The following is a 17,835-nucleotide window of genomic DNA, read 5'->3' on the forward strand; positions in this document are numbered from 1 at the left end:
ATGCCCGAACCAGTCATTGTCGGTGCCGTCCGGACCGCGATCGGTCGTTCCTTCAAGGGGACGCTGGTCAACACTCCGCCCGAAACGCTGATCACCACGGTGTTGCCCGAGATCGTCCGGCGCTCCGGGATCAACCCCGCCGACATCGATGACCTCATCTTCGCCGAATCCCATTACGGCGGCGGCGACCTTGCTCGGTACGCGGCCACCGCGACCGGCCTTGAGCACGTTCCCGGCCAGTCGGTGAACCGGCACTGCGCAGGCAGCCTGACCGCGATCGGTAACGCGTCGGCTCAGATCGGGTCCGGCATGGAGCGCGCTCTGATCGCCGGCGGTGTGCAATCACTGTCGATGACGCCTCTGACCAACTGGCGTATCCCCGGACCCGAGCTCAAGTTCGAGGAGCGGTGGATGCCGCCGACCCACGTCGAAACCCCGGATGCGCCCGCCAAGGACATGTCCATCACCGTCGGCTGGAACACCGCGCAGGCGGCGGGCATCAGCCGCGAGGAGATGGACGCCTGGGCCGCGCGTTCGCATCAGCGCGCAGTGGCAGCGCAGGACGCGGGCAAGTTCCTCGACGAGATCATCCCGCTCAAGGTCGAGCAGTTCGACGGTTCTGTGGTCGACTTCAGCGTCGACGAGCATCCCCGCCGCGACACCACCGCCGAGAAGCTCGCCGGCCTCAAGGTGCTGCACCCGGAGATCGAGGGCTTCTCGATCACCGCGGGCAACAGCAGCGGCACCAACGACGCCTGCGCGGCGGTCGGGCTGGTCGAGCGCGGCTACGCCGATGCCGAGAAGCTGGACGTGCTGGCCACGGTCAAGGCATGGGGTTCGATTGGCGTTGCCCCGCGACTCACCGGTATGGGCGGCGTCAGTGTCATCGGCAAGGTGCTCGGCCGGGCCGGCCTCAAGCCGTCGGACGTGACGCTGTGGGAGATCAACGAGGCCTTCGCCTCGGTGCCGATCGCGGCCTGCAAGGAGTACGGCATCGACGAGGAGCTGGTGAACTTCTCCGGCAGTGGATGCAGTCTGGGCCACCCCATCGCGGCGTCGGGCGCGCGGATGATCACCACCCTGATCTACGAGCTGCGCCGTCGTGGCGGCGGCATCGGTGTCGCGGCGATGTGCGCCGGCGGCGGCCAGGGCGGCGCCGTCATCATCGAGGTCTAGTTTCTTACGCCGAGCAGACGCAAACTTGTACGTTTCCGGTCTCCGGAGTACAAGTTTGCGTCTGCTCGCGGAGAAAGGTGACTAGCTTTTGCGCCGCGCCTTGGCAGCGGGCTTCTTGGCCTCGATGAGCTTGCTCGCGTGATCGAGGATGCACTCGAGACCGAACTCGAAATTGCTCTCGTCGGCGGCGCCGATCCGGTGTCCGTCGGCGCTCACCCGCGCGAGTAGCGGGGTGCTTTCAGCGGTACCGATGATCGCGTCCTCCAGCGCGTGCGCGTCCTCGCCGGCGGCCTGGTTCTTCTCGTAAAGCCGGTGCAGCACAACCGAACCGCGCACGTGCACGGAGACCGCGGAGTAGGTGTTGAACGCGTCCTCGGTGGACAGGCCCGCCTCGACCAGGCTGGTGATCGCCTTCTCCACCTCCAGCTCACCCGCCCGCACCGCCCGCGGGCTGAGCGCCGAGCGGATCAGGATCAGGTCGCACAAGATCGGACTGCTCATGAAGGTCTTGCGCATCGCCCGTGCATGATTGGCCAGGGTCTCCCGCCAGTCGGCGGCTTCGACGTAGGGCGTGGCAAACACATACTCGCGCAGCGCCCGGTCGGTCATCGCGTTGAGCAGATCGTCCTTCTTGCGGAAATACCAGTAGATGCTGGTGACGCCGACGCCGAGATGCTTGCCTAGTAGCGGCATGCTCAGGTTGTCGATCGACACCTGCTCGGCGAGTTCGAAGGCGCCCGCGATGATGTCGTCGGGGTTGATCGACCCACGCTCGCGCCGGGGGCGCTTGGTGGCGGTCGCTGGCTTGGCCACTGCAGGTCCACCTTCCGTTTGAAGAACCGGCGTAGAAATCTACCGGGCGTTGCGCTGTGAACTGCGTCTCCGCTGCAGATCCGTAGGTCTTTACCCGTTACTGTAAAGCCTATAGTAGGTTTTACCGATACCAGCGAATCACACACAGAGGAGCACCGGGTGTCGGACGCAGTGTTGCGCGAACGCCAAGGCCGGATTCTGGTCATCACCATCAATCGCCCTGAGGCCCGCAATGCGGTGAATCTTGCTGTGAGCCAAGGACTTGCCGACGCGGTCGACGAGCTCGACAACGACCCCGATCTGACCGTCGGTGTGGTCACCGGAGCGGGCGGAAATTTCTGCTCCGGCATGGATCTCAAGGCGTTTGCTGCCGGTGAAGTGGTAGCCATTCCCGGGCGCGGCATTGGCTTCACCGAACGCCCGCCGCGGAAGCCGCTGATCGCTGCTGTCGAGGGGTACGCAGTCGCCGGCGGGACCGAGGTGGTTCTCGGCACCGACTTGGTGGTCGCCTCCAAGACCGCGAAGTTCGGCATCCCCGAAGTCAAGCGTGGACTCGTGGCGGCCGGTGGCGGATTGCTGCGGCTGCCGCAGCGCATCCCGTATCAGAAGGCGTTCGAGCTCGCGCTGACCGGCGAGACGTTCTCCGCCGAGCAGGGCGAGGCGTGGGGGTTCGTCAACGTGCTCACCGAACCCGGGGAAGCGCTGGCCGGTGCGATCGAGCTCGCCGCGAAGATCAGTGCCAACGGCCCGCTTGCCGTAGCTGCCACCAAAGACGTGCTGCTGCAGTCCGCGGACTGGAGCCAGGCCGAAATGTGGAAGAAGCAGATGGAACTCATCATTCCGGTCTTCACCTCCAACGATGCCCGCGAAGGCGCCGTCGCGTTCGCCGAAAAGCGGGCGCCGAATTGGACCGGGACCTAAATCCCAGCCGGCCGTGGATCTCGGACTCGCTGATGCCACCGCCGTCGTCGTCGGCGGTGGTCGCGGAATGGGACTGGCCGCCGCCAGGTGCCTGGCCGACGACGGTGCCAGGGTTGCGCTGGTCGGCCGCACGGCGGCGGTGCTCGACGCCGCAGCCGAGGAGCTGACCGGTCGCGGCAGCCCGGATGCCCTGGCTTTGGTGGCCGACACCGGGGACAACGCTGCGGTGCAGCGGGTGTTCAAGCAGATCGGTGACCGGTGGGGCGGCGAGCTCAACATCCTCATCAACGCCGTCGGACCAAGTGTGCAAGGCACTTTCGACGACCTGACCGACGACCAATGGGGTACGGCCCTCGACGAGGGCGCGATGGGCATGGTGCGCTGCGTGCGCGCCGCACTTCCCCTGCTGCGGGCCGCGGAGTGGGCGCGCATCGTCAATTTCTCCGCCCAGTCCACGCAGCGGCAGAGCCCACGGTTGTCGGCCTACACCGCGGCCAAGGCGATGGTCACCAGCGTCTCCAAGAACCTGTCGCTGTTCCTCGCCCCCGACGAGATCCTGGTCAACGTCGTCTCGCCGGGCAGCATCGCCTCGGAAGCACTCACCGGCTGGGCAGAGTCCGTCGGCGTCGACGGATCCGATCCGTACGCACTGATGGCCGCGATCGACGAGCATTTCGGCCATCCGGCCCATCTGCCGCGGGCCGGGCTGACCGACGAGATCGGTCCCGTCGTCGCGTTCCTGGCGTCGAGGCGGAACTCGTACATGACCGGAGCCAACGTCAACGTCGACGGCGGTTCCGACTTCACCTAGGAGCAGCGATGGTCACAGCACGCGACGCCCGGGAGTGGGCGCGAACGGGTCTGCGCGGAATCGGCAACAGCCTCTACACGCCGTTCGCCGGCACCGACGGTGACGACATCGACTGGGACGCTTACCGAACGCTGGTGCGGTACTGCGTCGGCGAGCTCAAGCACCCGATGCTGTGGTGCACCAGTGGCATCGCCGAGTTCTGGTCGTTGACGCTTGACGAGCGAAAGCAGTTGCTGGAGATCGCAATTGAGGAAGGTCGGCGAGCCAACCCCGATGTCGTGATCCAAGCCTGCACGGCGGCAACGGCTCCCAAGGACTGCCTGGAGCTCACCAGGCACGCCCAGCAGGCCGGCGCCGACATCGTCTACATCCAGACCCCGATGATGGAGGCCCACGGCGGGGAAGGGGTGCTGCGCTTCTTCCACTACATCGCCGACCGCACCGACATCGCGCTGGGCATGTTCAACTCCCCGTCGTCGGGCTATGTGCTGACGCCCGCGGAAGGGGCCCGCATCTACGCCGAGATTCCTGCGGTGTGCGCGACGAAGGAAGGCGCGTTCCGCCCCGGGAGTAGTCGGACACTGCACGAGCTGGCACCCGGCCTGACGATCTGGGAGTGCGATCTCACCGTCTACCGCGCGGGCTGGTTGCGGGAGGGGATCGTCGGCGCTGCCCAACTGGGCACCGCGGGATATCTGTACGAGACCCCACGGCAGCGGGTCATGTCCGAGTACTGGGAGCTGGTCTGGGCCGGCAAGCTCATCGAGGCGATGGACTACGCCCGTGACAGTGGGATGGATCAATTCGCCAGTGATATGGGGTCGGTGTTCATCTATTACCCGGGCCGGCCGGACTACTTCACGCACTGGGGCGGTGCCTTCAAATACGCGGCATCGCTCCTGGGACTTCCGATCGGCGACTATCCGCATTCGCGCCCGCCGCAGGCCGAATTGCCCGAGGCTGGAAAGGCCCAGATCGACAAGGCCTACCAGCGGCTTGGCCTCATCGCGCACTGATTGCGGAAGGTGATACCGATAGGTGTACAGTATGGACAAATCCGCATGCTGGCGCACCATTCCTGGAGGTACGCGTAGGTGACCGACACCCAAGCTGATGTCACCGCGAATTCCGCTGGCGCCCAACCCGTTCTGTACGAGGTTCGGGACAGCGGGGTCGCGGTTCTGACGTTCAACCGGCCGGAACGGATGAACGGCTGGGGTGGCGGTTTGGCCGCGGGGTTCTACGCGGGCATGGATGCGGCCGAAGCCGACCCGGATGTCCGCGCGATCGTGGTGACCGGGTCGGGGCGCGCCTTCTGCGCCGGAGCCGATATGGGTGACCTGTCGTCGATCAGCTCGGCCAGCGTCGACGATGCGGGCGAGGCCGACGTGACCAAGCTGGTGGGGGAGCGGCACCCGCTGTTCGTGACGACCGTGAGCAAGCCCGTCATCGCCGCGATCAACGGGGCCTGCGCCGGCATCGGGCTTACGCAGGCGCTGATGTGCGATGTCCGGTTCGCCGCGGCAGGGGCCAAGTTCACCACCTCCTTCGTCCGCCGCGGGTTGATCGCCGAATACGGCATCTCGTGGATCCTGCCCAGGGTCGTCGGCTGGGGTGCCGCTCTCGATCTGTTGATGAGCGGCCGGGTGTTCTACGCCGAAGAAGCTCTCGAGCTCGGGATGGTCAAGGAAGTCGTGGCTCCCGACGAGCTGCTTGGCCGCGCAGTCGAATACGCCGAGGATATCGCGGCCAACTGTGCGCCGAGCGCACTGGCCGTCATCAAGAGGCAGGTCTACGGCGATGCACTGCGGGAGGCGACCGACGCCAGCCAGCGGGCCGAGACGCTCATGCACGAATCCATGCAACGCCCCGATTTCATCGAGGGCATCACCGCGTTCTTCGAGAAGCGGACGCCGAACTTCCCTCCCCTGACGTGAGCTGAGAGGACGACACCGATGACTTTGGACTACAAGGCGATTGACGTCGACAACCATTACTACGAGACGACCGATTCGTTCACCCGGCATCTGCCCAAGGAATTCAAACGCCGTGGCGTGCAGATGCTCACCGAGGGCAAACGCACCTTCGCCGTCATGGGCGGCGTCGTCAACCAGTTCATTCCCAACCCGACGTTCGATCCGATCATCGAACCCGGCTGCCTGGACCTGTTGTTTCGTGGCGAGATCCCCGAGGGTGTCGATCCGGGGTCGCTGATGAAAGTCGACCGGTTGAGCGACCACCCCGAATACCAGAACCGCGACGCCCGGTTGAAGACGCTCGACAAGCAGAACCTCGAAACCGTGTTCATGCTGCCGACATTCGCCTGCGGTGTCGAAGAGGCTCTCAAACACGACATCGAAGCGACCATGGCGTCGGTGCACGCCTTCAACCTGTGGCTCGACGAGGATTGGGGCTTCGACCGGCCCGACCACCGGTTCCTCTCGGCGCCGATCATCTCGCTGGCCGACCCGGATGCCGCGTTGGCAGAAGTCGATTTCGTGCTCGGCCGGGGCGCCAAGATCGTGTGCGTGCGGCCGGCGCCGGTGCCAGGCCGGGTCAAGCCGCGCTCGCTGGGCGACCCGCTACACGACCCGGTGTGGGCGAGGCTGGCCGAAGCCGGCGTTCCGGTGGTCTTCCACCTGTCCGACAGTGGCTACCTGGCCATTTCGGCGCTGTGGGGCGGCACGGGGACCTTCGAAGGATTCGGGAAGCGGGATCCGCTCGACAGCGTCCTGCTCGACGACCGCGCCATCCACGACTCGATGGCGTCCATGATCGTGCACCAGGTCTTCACCCGTCACCCCACGCTGAAGGTCGCCAGCATCGAGAACGGCTCGTACTTCGTGTACCGCTTGATCAAGCGGCTGAAGAAGGCCGCCAACACCGCGCCGTACCACTTCAAGGAAGACCCGGTCGAGCAGCTGAAGAACAATGTCTGGATCGCCCCGTACTACGAGGACGACGTGAAGCTGCTGGCAGACACCATTGGTGTGGACAAGATCATGTTCGGCTCGGACTGGCCGCACGGCGAGGGGCTGGCCGATCCGATGTCGTTCACCGCGGACATTCCCCAGTTCCCCGAGTTCAGTGCCGTCGACACCCGAAAGGTCATGCGGGACAACGCATTGGACCTGTTGGGCGTCGCCGTGCCCTCGGTGGCCTGACCTATGCCCGAATGGACGATCGGCGCGGTGCTCGACGCCATCGCCGAGGTCATCCCCGATCGGCTGATGACGATCTGTGGTGAGCGCAGGAGCACCTACGCCGACTCGGCGGATCGCACCCGCCGGTTGGCGAACTTCCTGGCCGGCAAGGGCTTCGGGGCACACCGCGAACGCGACGAGCTGCGGAACTGGGAGTGCGGCCAGGACCGCGTCGCGCTCATCATGCACAACGACCTCTACCCCGACATGGTCATCGGCTGCCTCAAGGCCCGCGTCGTGCCGGTCAACGTCAATCACCACTACACGCCGCGCGAAGTCGCCGAACTGCTCGACTACGTCAAACCGCGCGGGGTGATCTATCACCGCTCACTGGGTGCCAAATTCGCCGACGTGTTGCCGCCCGACAGCGCCGAGCTGCTGGTGTCGATCGACGACGGCAGTGACGCGGCCGACCTACCTGGCGCGATCTCGCTGGACGATGCTCTGGCGCAGGGTGATCAGGACGCCGATATCGCCTCGTCGCCAGATGATGTGCTGATGATCTGCACCGGCGGAACGACGGGACGGCCCAAAGGGGTGATGTGGCGCCAGGCCGACACCTACGCCGTCTCGATGAACGGGGCCGACCACGCGTCGGTCAGCGAGATTCACGACAAGCTCGGCACTCCCGGCGCGCCGTGGTTCGCGGTGTCGCCGCTGATGCACGCGGCCGGGATGTGGACGGCGTTCGCCGGGGTGCTCAACGGGCAGACCGTCGTCCTCTACGACTCACCGAAGTTCGACCCGCAGCGCGTGCTGTCCATCGCCCAGCGCGAGAAGGTCGGCATGATGACGATGGTCGGCGACGCCTACGCCGCCCCGCTCGTCGAGGAACTCCGGCGCGGCGACTACGACCTGTCCTCGCTGTTCGCGTTGGCGACCGGGGGCGCCGCGACCAACCTCAAGCATCAGCATGCGCTGCTGGAGCTGCTGCCCAACATCATCCTCATCAACGGCTACGGGTCATCGGAGACCGGTAATGTCGGGTTCGGACGCAGCATGCGCGGTGACCACAAGGACACCTTCGAATTGCGCGAGGGGGCACTGGTTCTCGCGGAGGACTACAGCCGCTTCCTGGACGCCGGTGCGGACCAGGTCGGGTGGGTGGCCCGTGCCGGCCGGATCCCGCTTGGCTATCTCGATGACGCGGACGCCACCCAGAAGACGTTCCCCGAGGTCGACGGCGCGCGCGTGGTGATCTCGGGTGACCGTGGCTCGCTGGCTCCGGACGGCACGTTGCGGCTCTTCGGCCGGGACTCCCTGGTGGTCAACACCGGTGGGGAGAAGGTCTTCGTCGAAGAGGTCGAGGAGGTGCTGCGGGCGCATCCCGGAGTCGCCGACGCGCTGGTGGTGGGCCGGCCCAGTGAAAGGTGGGGACAGGAGATCGTGGCACTGGTCGCATTGAACGGCGACGTCGCGGATGATGCCCTGTACGAGCACTGCACCGCACAGTTGGCCCGCTACAAGGCACCGAAGGAGTTCATCGTCGTCGAACAGGTCAAACGCCTCGGTAACGGCAAGGCCGACTACCGTTGGGCCAAAGAGACTGCCGTCAGCGCGGTTTCGCTGTCATGACACGCACTGTGAGCCGAGTCATTGACGGGCTGGTCAACGTCCACTTCGGTGAGACCGAACAGCAGCCCACGTGGATGCTCAAGGTACGGGACGACTATTTCAAGGGCCCCACGTCGATGTTCGCCCCGGTGGACATGGCCGAGTTGCTCGACGAGATGGACGCCCATGGCGTGCAGAAGGCCGTCCTGATGGACAACATCGTCAAGCCGCACGTCACCGCCCGCAAGTTCGCGGAAGCCTGTCCGGACCGGTTCGCGCTGGCGATGGGTGGCTTCAATCTGCTCAAGCCGATGCCGACCCTGCGTGAGCTGACGGCGGTCGTCGCCGACCTGCCGGTCGTGTATGCCGCTGTGGGGCCGAGCTTCTGGGGCGACGGGATGTACCCGCCCAGTGACGCGGTGTATTACCCGCTGTACACCAAGTGCGCCGAGCTGGACCTGCCGTTGTGCCTCAACACGGGCCTGCCAGGGCCGCCGATTCCCGGCGAGGTGCAGAACCCGATCCACCTCGACCGGGTGTGTGTGCGCTTCCCGGAACTTCGCCTCTGCATGATCCACGGAGCCGATCCCTGGTGGGATGTCGCCATCCGGTTGATGATCAAGTACGAGAACCTGCGCCTGATGACCTCAGCGTGGTCACCGAAGCGGCTGCCGGACAGCCTGCTTCACTACATGCGCACTCGCGGCCCGAACAAGGTGATGTTCGCCTCGGACTGGCCGGTACTCAAGATGGCGCGTCTCGTGCCGGAAGCCGAAGCGCTGGACCTGCCACCAGAGGTCCTCGACAACTACCTCTACAACAACGCCAACGAATTCTTCTTCAGGGAGCGCTGAATGGACCGTTACGAATTGCGCAGGCTGGACTACAGCCTCTCCGAGGATCACACCGATCTGCAGAGCGCCTACCGGCAGTTCTTCAAGACACACAGCCCGATCGACACCGTGCGTGCGGCCGAGGCCACCGGCTTCGACAAGAGCCTGTGGGAACGCCTGTGCGCCATGGGCGCAACCACGATGGCGGTTCCCGAGACGGCGGGCGGCGACGGTGCCACCCTGGTGGATCTGACGCTCGTCGCCGAGGAGATCGGGCGTTCGATCGCGCCGGTGCCGTGGATCGACCACGTGTGCGCGGCCCGCCTGCTGGCGGAACTGGGTGCGCTGACCGACGAGATCATGTCCGGAAACCAGGTGGCCGCGCTGGACGCCGCGGTGGAAAGCGCCTCCGGTGTGCGGCTGATCCCCGCCGGCTCCATCGCTGATCACATCGTCGTCCGCGACGGTGACGACGTGGTTCTGCTGACCTTCGGAACGCGGCCCGCCAAGGTCGACAACATCGGCAGGCTCCCGATGGCGTGGGTCGATCCCGCGGCCGCGGACAGCCGGACGGTGCTGGGCAGCGGGGCCGATGCCCTCGCCAAATATGGCCGGGCGCTGGATGAGTGGCGGCTCTTGACCGCGTCCGCGCTGGTCGGCCTGGTCGAGGAGACCATGACCATCGCTGCGGAGTTCGCCAAATCCCGTTACACGTTGGGCGTACCCATCGCCACTCTGCAGGCGATCTCGCACCCGCTGGCCAACATGGTGATCACCGTCGAAGGTGGCCGCAACCTCGCCCGGCGCGCCGCCTGGTTCCTCGACAACGAGCCCGATGCGCGTCCTGAACTTGCCCCGTCGGCATTCGTGTTCATGGCGGAGGAAGCTTCGAAGGCGGCGACGATGGCTGTGCATATTCAGGGTGGTCTCGGAGTGTCCTCGGAGGCTGCGGCGACCGCCTATCTGGTGCGGGCCAGGGGCTGGCCGTTGGCAGGCGGCGACCCGGGCGCCAGCGCCAAGCAGATCGCCCATATTCTCGCAGACCGCGAAACTGCCTAGGAGACAACCGCAATGGATTTCTCACGCGTCGAACTCGACGCCGAGGACCAGGGCTTCCTCGACGAGGCCCGCGCCTTCCTGAAGACGCACATCACCGACGACGTGATCCGGCACGACCGGGAGACCGGTGACAACTTCCACGAAGGCGTGCACCTGGCGCTGGGTGCCGCCGGATATCTCGAGTCGGAGTGGAAGACGCAGGCGGAGGGCGGGTTCACCCGGGTGCGCCGGCGCATCTGGGAGCTCGAGAAACGCCGCTTTCATGTCCCGTGGGTCACCTGGGGCACCACGTCCATGGTGGCGCGCTCGGTCAACAGCTTTGGCTCCGAGGGACTGAAAGACGAAGTGCTGCCGAAGGTTTTCAGCGGCCATGTCCGGCTGTGCCTGGGCTACACCGAACCAGAGGGCGGCTCGGACATGGCCACCTGCAAGACCCGCGCCGTACGCGACGGCGGGGGCTGGATCATTAACGGATCGAAGATGTTCACCACCGGCGCGCACAACTGCCAGTACGTCTTTCTGCTCACCAACACCGACCCGAACGCGCAGAAACACAAGAGCCTCACGATGTTTCTCGTTCCGCTGGATTTGCCGGGTATCGAAATCCAGGGCATCCGCACCGTCGACGGTGATCGCACCAACATCGTCTACTACAGCGACGTCCGCGTCGACGACAAGTACCGGCTCGGCGAGATCAACGACGGGTGGACGGTGCTGCGGGAACCGCTCAGCGTCGAGCATGGCGCGGTGGCCGCCGCTCCCGACGGGCTGGCCGACGTGTCGATCATGATGCACCAGGCCAATTTCATGGCGACGGCCGTCGACAAGGTGGCCGCCACTGTCGGCCGGCCGGACCCCAGTGGCCGCCGCGCGGTCGACGACGGTGCGGTGGCCTATCGTCTGGGCCGCAGCGCCGCCCGGGTAGAGGTGGCTATGAGCTCGCTGAGCCTTTACGGTCGGGTGGCCATCGCGCAGACCATGCGCGATATCGCCCCTGACCTGATGGACGTACTGGGCGCTGCGGCAACACTTCCGGTGGAGGCCGATGGCGCGGCCGACGATGGGGCATCGGAGTACGTGTACCGCTTCGCGCCGCTGTCGGGCATCTACGGCGGCACGCTGGAGGTGTTCCGCAACATGATCGGACAACACGTTCTGGGTCTGGGCAGGCCGGCCTACGCACCGCAGGCGAAGAAGGCGTCATGACCGCCGAGCAGCTGCGGGATGTGCCGATCTTCGATGCCGATCAGCACATGTACGAGACACCCGAGGCGCTGACCCGGTACCTGCCCGAGCGCTACCGGTACGCGGTGCAGTACGCGCAGATGGGCAGGCAGACCCGGCTTGTCATCAACAGTCGGGTCAGTGATTTCATCCCCAACCCGACGTTCGAGCGGGTCGCCGCACCCGGTGCGCACGAGAAGTTCTTCGCCGGCGAGAACACCGAAGGCCTGACACTTCGCGAGATGCAGGGCCCCGCAATCGAAGCGCCGGCGGCGACGAAGAACCCGGCGGACCGCATCGCCGAGCTCGACCGCCAGGGTGTCGCGGAAGCGCTGAACTATCCGACGCTGGCCAGCCTTGTCGAGCACTCATCGGCCGACGACCCCGAGCTGACGCTGGCCATCATCCACGCGCTGAACCAGTGGATGGCCGAGCACTGGTCGTTCGCCTACGACAACCGGCTGTTCTCCACTCCGATCATCAATCTCTCCGAAGTCGACGCAGCGCAGCGGGAACTCGAGTACCTGCTGTCCGTCGGCGCCAAAGTTGCGCTGATCAAACCGGGCCCCGTCCGCGGTGTGCACGGGTGGCGCTCACCCGCACTGCCGGAGTTCGATCCGTTCTGGCGTGATGTCGAAGCCGTCGGCCTGCCGATCGTCCTGCACGCCAGCTACCCGCCGCTCGACGAGTACGTCGGTAAGTGGGAGCCACCGCACACCCAGAACTTCATGAAGCAGAGCGCATTCCGGTGGATGGTGCTGGGTCATCGCGAGATCGCCGACATGATCACCAGCCTGATCTGCCACGGCACGCTCACGAGGTTCCCGCAGCTGCGGATCGCCAGCGTCGAGAACGGCAGCTCGTGGATCTTCCCGTTGTTCAACGACTTCGAAGACCTGTACAAGAAGATGCCGCAGAACTTCCCCGAGCACCCCCACGACGTGTTCCGGCGCAATATCTGGGTCAGCCCGTTCTGGGAGGGCAGCGTGTCGGATGTGGTCAACACCGTCGGCTGGGACAAGGTGCTGTTCGGGTCGGACTACCCCCATCCGGAGGGGCTCCCCGAGCCGCGCGGCTTCTGGAAATACGCCGAAGGCATGGACGAACGCCGAACCTACGACTTCATGGGCGACAACGCGCGGCGGTTCATGGGTCTGCCGCTGGCCAACCCGGACCCGGCCGCGGTCAATCCGCCGGCGCTCGCGGTCCCTTCCTAAGCCGAGGAGCTGTCATGGATTTCACTGAAGTCGAGCTGAGCACTGACGACGCGACGTTCCAACGGGAGCTGCGGGCCTTTCTGTCCGAGTTGGTGACCGACGAGGTGATCCAGCACGACCGCCAGACCGGGGACAACTTCCACGAGGGCGTGCACCTGGCGCTCGGCGCCCGCGGCTACCTCCAGCAGGAGTTCAACTCGGGGACCGACGCCGGATTCAGCCGCGTCCGTCGCCGGATCTGGGACCTCGAGCGTCGCCGGGCCCATGTGCCGTGGGTGACGTGGGGCACCACAACGATGGTCGCCAAGGCCGTCGCCGCCTTCGGCAAGCCGGAACTGGTCGACGAGGTGATGCCGAGGGTCTTCGACGGCACCGCGCGCATGTGCCTCGGCTACACCGAACCCGAGGGCGGCTCGGACGTGGCGACCTGCAAGACGCGTGCCGTGCGCGAAGCGGATGGATCAACTTGGGTTATTAATGGGTCGAAGATGTTCACCACCGGCGCGCACAATTGCCAGTACGTCTTCCTGCTGACGAACTCCGACCCCGATGCGCCAAAACACAAGAGCCTGAGCATGTTCCTGGTGCCGCTGGACCTGCCGGGCATCGAGATCCAGGGCATCCGCACCGTCGACGGCGACCGGACGAACATCGTGTACTACACCGACGTCCGCGTGCCCGAGAAGTATCTGCTCGGCGAAGCCAACGGCGGCTGGACGGTACTACGCGGACCCCTCGACGCCGAACACGGTGCGGCACCGACGGAGGCCGACGGGCTGGCCGACGTGTCGATCATGGCCCATCAGGCCGGTGTCATGGCCGCCGCGGTCGATTCCGTCGCAGCCAGCGTCGGGCGCGCTGACGCCACGGGAACACGGATGGTCGACGACGGTGCGGTCGCCTACCGCCTCGGCCGCAGTGCGGCACGGTTGGAAGCATCTCTCTCCACGCCAAGCATTTTCGGACGGGTGGCCCAAGCACAGACGATGCGTGACATCGCCCCCGACCTCATGGACCTTGGCGGGGCTGCCTCGGTGTTGCCCGTCGACACCGAAGGGGCCGCCGATAACGGCGCGTCCGAATACGCGTTCCGGTTCGCGCCGCTGTTCGGGATCTACGGCGGCACACTGGAAGTGTTCCGCAACATGATCGCCCAACACGTGCTCGGGCTCGGCAAGCCCAACTACTCCCCACCGGCAAGCAAGGCCCCGGCAGCGAAATGACAACGGCATCGGTGGTCTTCGATCCGTTCTCGGAGGAATTCTTCGCCAGTCCCTACGAGACCTACCGGCGGATGCGCGACGAGGCCCCTGTCTATTACAGCCAGGAGTACGACTTCTACGCGTTGACCCGGCACGACGACGTCGCGGCGGCGTTCAAGGATTTCGAGACGTACTCCTCGGCGTACGGCGTGGATCTCGGTCAGGTCCGCAAGGGCGAGATCACCAAGCACGGATCGATCATCGCGATGGACCCGCCCGCGCACCGACGGATGCGCAGCCTTCTCAACAAGGTCTTCACGCCTCGGGCCATCGAAGCGCAGCGTGCCCTGGTCGTTGCACTGGTCGACAAGCACCTCTCTGCCGTCGACCCGTCGGGGTTCGACTTCGTGCAGGATTTCTCGGCTCTGTTCCCAGTCGACATCATGACGGCGATGCAGGACGTGCCCGCCGAAGATCGGCAACAGATCCGGTTGTGGATCGACGAACTGCTGCACCGCGAGAGCGGCGGCGTCGAGATGACCGAGGGAGGCCAGAAGTCCGCCGTGGACATGGCGATCTACTACTTCCGGCTGATCAAGAAGCGACGCGACAACCTTGGCGATGACCTGTTGAGCAAGCTCATCTCCGCCGAGATCGAACGCGACAATGGCCAGATGGAGCCGCTCGACAACATCGAGATCACGGAATTCGCAATGCTATTGGGTGGTGCCGGTGCAGAAACGGTGACCAAGCTGATCGGAAATGCGGCCGTGGTCTTCGCGCAGAATCCCGGCCAGTGGGAGCTGCTGCAGAACGATCGCAGCAAGATACCGCTGGCCGTCGAAGAATTGCTGCGTTACGAGGCCCCAGCCCAGTACAACGTGCGCTGCTCACTGCGCGAGATCACCCTGCACGGCGTCACCATCCCCGCCGGTAAGCCGGTCTTTCTGGTCGGTGGATCGGCCAACCGTGACCCGCGGGCCTGGTCCGAACCGGACCGATTCGATATCGACCGGGACCGCACGCAGGCCCAAAACCTGGGACTGGGCTACGGAATTCACAGCTGCCTTGGCGCGGCGCTGGCGCGGCTGGAAAGCGCCATCGCGCTGGACAAGATGCTTGACTTCATGCCCCGCTACGAGGTGGACTTCGGCGGCTGCAAGCGGGTCAACATGCAGAACGTCGCGGGCTGGAGCAACGTGCCGGTGAAGGTGCTGAGCTGACCAGCCGGTGAGAGCTCCGGGTTTTCCGCGCAGGGGCGATGTTGGTCGTGGGTGGTGCCACTGTGGAATTATCAAGGTGCACAATAGTTTTCAGTGTTGATCGCTAGGCGGCGTCGTCGAGGTGCATGGTACGCCGGTTGTATGCGGGGAGTGGTGTTCGATCTGGGTCGACCGTTGCGGGCGGGATGAGCCACGGGTGTTTGTCGTAGCCGAGGATGACGTTCCAGCCGTTGTGGTGGACATCGGCGTGACAGCCTGGGCACAGTAGGCAGCCGTTGTTCAGGCTGGTTTCGCCCTGGTGGATCCAGTGCTGAATGTGGTGGCAATGGGTCCTGCTGGCGGGGGCACCGCACTTGATACAACACCGATCCCGCAGATACAGCGCTTTGCGCAGATGTGCTGGGAACAGGCGTTTGTTATGCCCCATGTCGAGGGGGACCTGGTGTCCGTCCATGATGATCGTGGTGACGCTCGTATCGCAGGACAACCGGCGCAGGCTAGCGAGGCTGATCGGTCCCATGAATTCCAGCTCCGCCGCGTCGGGGGCGTCGGCGGGCACGGTCAACAACAACTGCGTGCGCGGCGGTGAGGCGCTGTCGCCGGCGCGTGAGGCGGTGTCGAGTACCGCTTCCAGGGCGTCGGCGCGGCGTCGCTCGGCAGGCCGAGGATCGGGTGTGCCGTCGGGCTCGGGGCGTGGTGCTGACCCTTCCTCCAAGGCGGCGGCGAGTTTGACGCCCACTTCGGCATCTAGATCCCCCCGCACCCGCCAGCGCCCCTCGCTCGTTTTGACGCAGTGGATTTCGTTGATCGAGCGGTCCTCGGCCGCCGGTAACCCATCCTGCTCCCCGGCGAGCTGGTTGCCCAGCTTCCGTGCCCGGTCAGCGATCTCGGCCGGAGTGGCGCCGGACAGGACTTGACTCAACAAGTCGACCTGATGCCGATACCGGGCGTCCTCATCAACCGACTCCGCCGCCCGCATCTGAATATGGTGGACACCCTTCACCACTGCATCCACATGTTCACCGGACAACGCCCCGTCGGCGGCGTGGGCCATTACCACCGGCAACGCTTCGGCAGCTGCGCCGACACGGAGCATTCGCGCGGCCACCGATGGTGCACACCCCAACATCATCAGCACTTCTCGCGGTCGTCTCCCGCCCCGGGCCGCGACATCCAGACGTGCCAGAGCGCCGGCCAGCATTGCAGCTCGGTGATCGGCGAGATGGCGCACCGCCAGCACTGCCCGTAGTTCGCCGATCACGTCAGCATCATCGAGCTCCAGATCGCGCAGTTCCTCGGCGATCCGGATGAGTTCCGCGGTTGCGGCGTTCATGTCACAACTTTAATCGAACATATGTTCGATGTCAAGCGAGATATACAGCACCAGTTCCTGTTATCTCCCAGGCTGTTGGCTACACGATCTTGTTGGCTCGCAGATCCGCGATTTCGTCAGCGCCATAACCGATTTCGTGCAGCACCTCGTCGGTATGCTCACCGAGCAGCGGAGCCCGTCGCCGGATCGAGCCCGGTGTCGCCGATAGGCGAAACGGTGTCTCGATGAGCGGAACGGGGCGAGACGCGCCAGGGAAGGGCACTCGTTTCAGGTATCCCATCGCCTGCACGTGTGGGTCGTCGAGGACCTCTTGCGGGGAATTCAGCGGTGCGGCAGGAAGTTTCGCCGCTTCGAGCAGTTCGAGCGCTTCGGCCTTGGTTTTGCCCTCGCACCACTGCTGCATCAGGTCGTTGAGGAGATCGCCGTGCTGCCAGCGCGAGTCGTCGTCGGCGAAGCGCGGATCGTCGAACAGGTCTTCCCGGCCCATCAGCCGGCACCACCGCTTGAACATCGGTTGGCCGGCGATCTGAAGGAGGACCCAGCCATCGGTGACTTTGTACAGATCGCACGGGGCGACCGAGGTACCCCGGTTGGCAGCCCGGGGCTTGTCGACGCCAAGCAGCTCGCGCTCGATGAGGAAGGCGTTGGACATCATCAACGCCGTGGGCAGCAGGGCGCCTTCGACGTGCTGACCCTGCCCGGTCTGGAGTCGGTGGTACAGGGCCATCATGACCCCGATGGTCAAGGTGAGTGCGGTGCCAAAGTCGGCTTGCGGGACCACGGTACGGATCGGCAGGTCGGGCAGACCTTGGCGGTACACCGCGCCGGACATCACCTGCCCGGCACCGTCGAACCCGATGCGGTCGCTGTAGGGGCCGCCCTCGCCGTACGCGGTTGCGCTGGCCAGAATGATGTCGGGTTTGACGGCGCGCAATGAGTCGTAGTCGAGCCCGTTGGCCCGCATGCCGGCCGCGGGCATATTGGCGATGACGATGTCCGAACGGGCCACCAACCGCCGGGTGATGTCGGCGCCCTCGGACGTCGTCGAATCGAGGGTCAGTGAGCGCTTGTTGCGGTTGCACTGCAGGAAGGTGCCGCCTTCGCCGCCGCTGGTGACCGATTGCACCCAGCGGTCTTCCCCGCCTTCGCGCTTCTCGACGCGCAGGACGTCGGCACCCATATCGGCCAGCAGCGCGCTGCACCAGGGTGCGGCGATGAAGCGGCCGTAGTCGAGCACCCGGATGCCATCGAGAACACCCATCAGTT

The 17,835-nt window shown here is 65.4% G+C and carries 16 protein-coding genes; 13 read left to right on the plus strand and 3 right to left on the minus strand.

Annotated features, from left to right (window positions below; all coding sequences use genetic code 11):
• Positions 1-1,176: a thiolase family protein gene (locus SLQ31_RS04820; RefSeq protein WP_319430130.1), complete on the plus strand. Its 1,176-nt coding sequence runs from the start codon at positions 1-3 to the stop codon at positions 1,174-1,176.
• A gap of 81 nt (positions 1,177-1,257) precedes the next feature.
• Here SLQ31_RS04820 and SLQ31_RS04825 read toward each other — a convergent pair whose 3' ends face one another.
• A complete protein-coding gene (locus tag SLQ31_RS04825) occupies positions 1,258-1,989 on the minus strand; it encodes a TetR/AcrR family transcriptional regulator (protein WP_319430132.1) in 732 nt (243 codons plus the stop codon).
• Positions 1,990-2,148: 159 nt separating this feature from the next.
• Between SLQ31_RS04825 and SLQ31_RS04830 the strand changes: the two genes are divergently transcribed.
• The 12 genes from SLQ31_RS04830 to SLQ31_RS04885 all read left to right on the plus strand — a co-directional run bounded on the left by SLQ31_RS04830 (position 2,149) and on the right by SLQ31_RS04885 (position 15,236).
• A complete protein-coding gene (locus tag SLQ31_RS04830) occupies positions 2,149-2,910 on the plus strand; it encodes a crotonase/enoyl-CoA hydratase family protein (protein WP_319430134.1) in 762 nt (253 codons plus the stop codon).
• A 13-nt stretch (positions 2,911-2,923) separates the two neighbouring features.
• On the plus strand, positions 2,924-3,721 hold the full coding sequence (locus tag SLQ31_RS04835; RefSeq protein ID WP_319430136.1) for an SDR family NAD(P)-dependent oxidoreductase: 798 nt from the start codon (positions 2,924-2,926) through the stop codon (positions 3,719-3,721).
• An 8-nt stretch (positions 3,722-3,729) separates the two neighbouring features.
• Complete coding sequence (locus SLQ31_RS04840; protein WP_319430138.1) at positions 3,730-4,737, plus strand: dihydrodipicolinate synthase family protein; 1,008 nt, start codon at positions 3,730-3,732, stop codon at positions 4,735-4,737.
• Positions 4,738-4,815: 78 nt separating this feature from the next.
• Complete coding sequence (locus SLQ31_RS04845; protein ID WP_319430140.1) at positions 4,816-5,658, plus strand: enoyl-CoA hydratase; 843 nt, start codon at positions 4,816-4,818, stop codon at positions 5,656-5,658.
• 18 nt (positions 5,659-5,676) lie between these two features.
• The gene (locus SLQ31_RS04850) at positions 5,677-6,885 is read left to right on the plus strand and encodes an amidohydrolase family protein (RefSeq protein WP_319430142.1); all 1,209 of its coding nucleotides are present in this window, start codon (positions 5,677-5,679) and stop codon (positions 6,883-6,885) included.
• Between the two features lie 3 nt (positions 6,886-6,888).
• On the plus strand, positions 6,889-8,499 hold the full coding sequence (locus SLQ31_RS04855; RefSeq protein WP_319430143.1) for an acyl-CoA synthetase: 1,611 nt from the start codon (positions 6,889-6,891) through the stop codon (positions 8,497-8,499).
• Positions 8,496-9,332, plus strand: a complete 837-nt coding sequence (locus SLQ31_RS04860; RefSeq protein WP_319430144.1) for an amidohydrolase family protein — start codon at positions 8,496-8,498, stop codon at positions 9,330-9,332. Before SLQ31_RS04855 ends, SLQ31_RS04860 begins: the two co-directional genes overlap by 4 nt.
• Positions 9,333-10,370, plus strand: coding sequence for an acyl-CoA dehydrogenase family protein (locus tag SLQ31_RS04865; protein ID WP_319430146.1), 1,038 nt, complete (start codon positions 9,333-9,335; stop codon positions 10,368-10,370).
• 12 nt (positions 10,371-10,382) lie between these two features.
• Positions 10,383-11,576, plus strand: a complete 1,194-nt coding sequence (locus SLQ31_RS04870) for an acyl-CoA dehydrogenase family protein (RefSeq protein ID WP_319430147.1) — start codon at positions 10,383-10,385, stop codon at positions 11,574-11,576.
• A complete protein-coding gene (locus tag SLQ31_RS04875; RefSeq protein WP_319430148.1) occupies positions 11,573-12,811 on the plus strand; it encodes an amidohydrolase family protein in 1,239 nt (412 codons plus the stop codon). Before SLQ31_RS04870 ends, SLQ31_RS04875 begins: the two co-directional genes overlap by 4 nt.
• Before the next feature lie 14 nt (positions 12,812-12,825).
• Positions 12,826-14,034, plus strand: coding sequence for an acyl-CoA dehydrogenase family protein (locus SLQ31_RS04880; protein ID WP_319430149.1), 1,209 nt, complete (start codon positions 12,826-12,828; stop codon positions 14,032-14,034).
• Positions 14,031-15,236, plus strand: a complete 1,206-nt coding sequence (locus tag SLQ31_RS04885; RefSeq protein WP_319430150.1) for a cytochrome P450 — start codon at positions 14,031-14,033, stop codon at positions 15,234-15,236. Before SLQ31_RS04880 ends, SLQ31_RS04885 begins: the two co-directional genes overlap by 4 nt.
• Before the next feature lie 103 nt (positions 15,237-15,339).
• On the opposite strand, the gene SLQ31_RS04890 is transcribed toward SLQ31_RS04885, so the two are convergent.
• Positions 15,340-16,569: an HNH endonuclease gene (locus SLQ31_RS04890; protein ID WP_319430152.1), complete on the minus strand. Its 1,230-nt coding sequence runs from the start codon at positions 16,567-16,569 to the stop codon at positions 15,340-15,342.
• A 79-nt stretch (positions 16,570-16,648) separates the two neighbouring features.
• Positions 16,649-17,830, minus strand: a complete 1,182-nt coding sequence (locus SLQ31_RS04895) for a CoA transferase (RefSeq protein ID WP_319430154.1) — start codon at positions 17,828-17,830, stop codon at positions 16,649-16,651.
• Between the last annotated feature and the right edge of the window lie 5 nt (positions 17,831-17,835).

This window comes from Mycobacterium sp. RTGN5, from assembly GCF_033804465.1.
In the GTDB taxonomy this organism is placed as follows: Bacteria; Actinomycetota; Actinomycetes; order Mycobacteriales; family Mycobacteriaceae; genus Mycobacterium.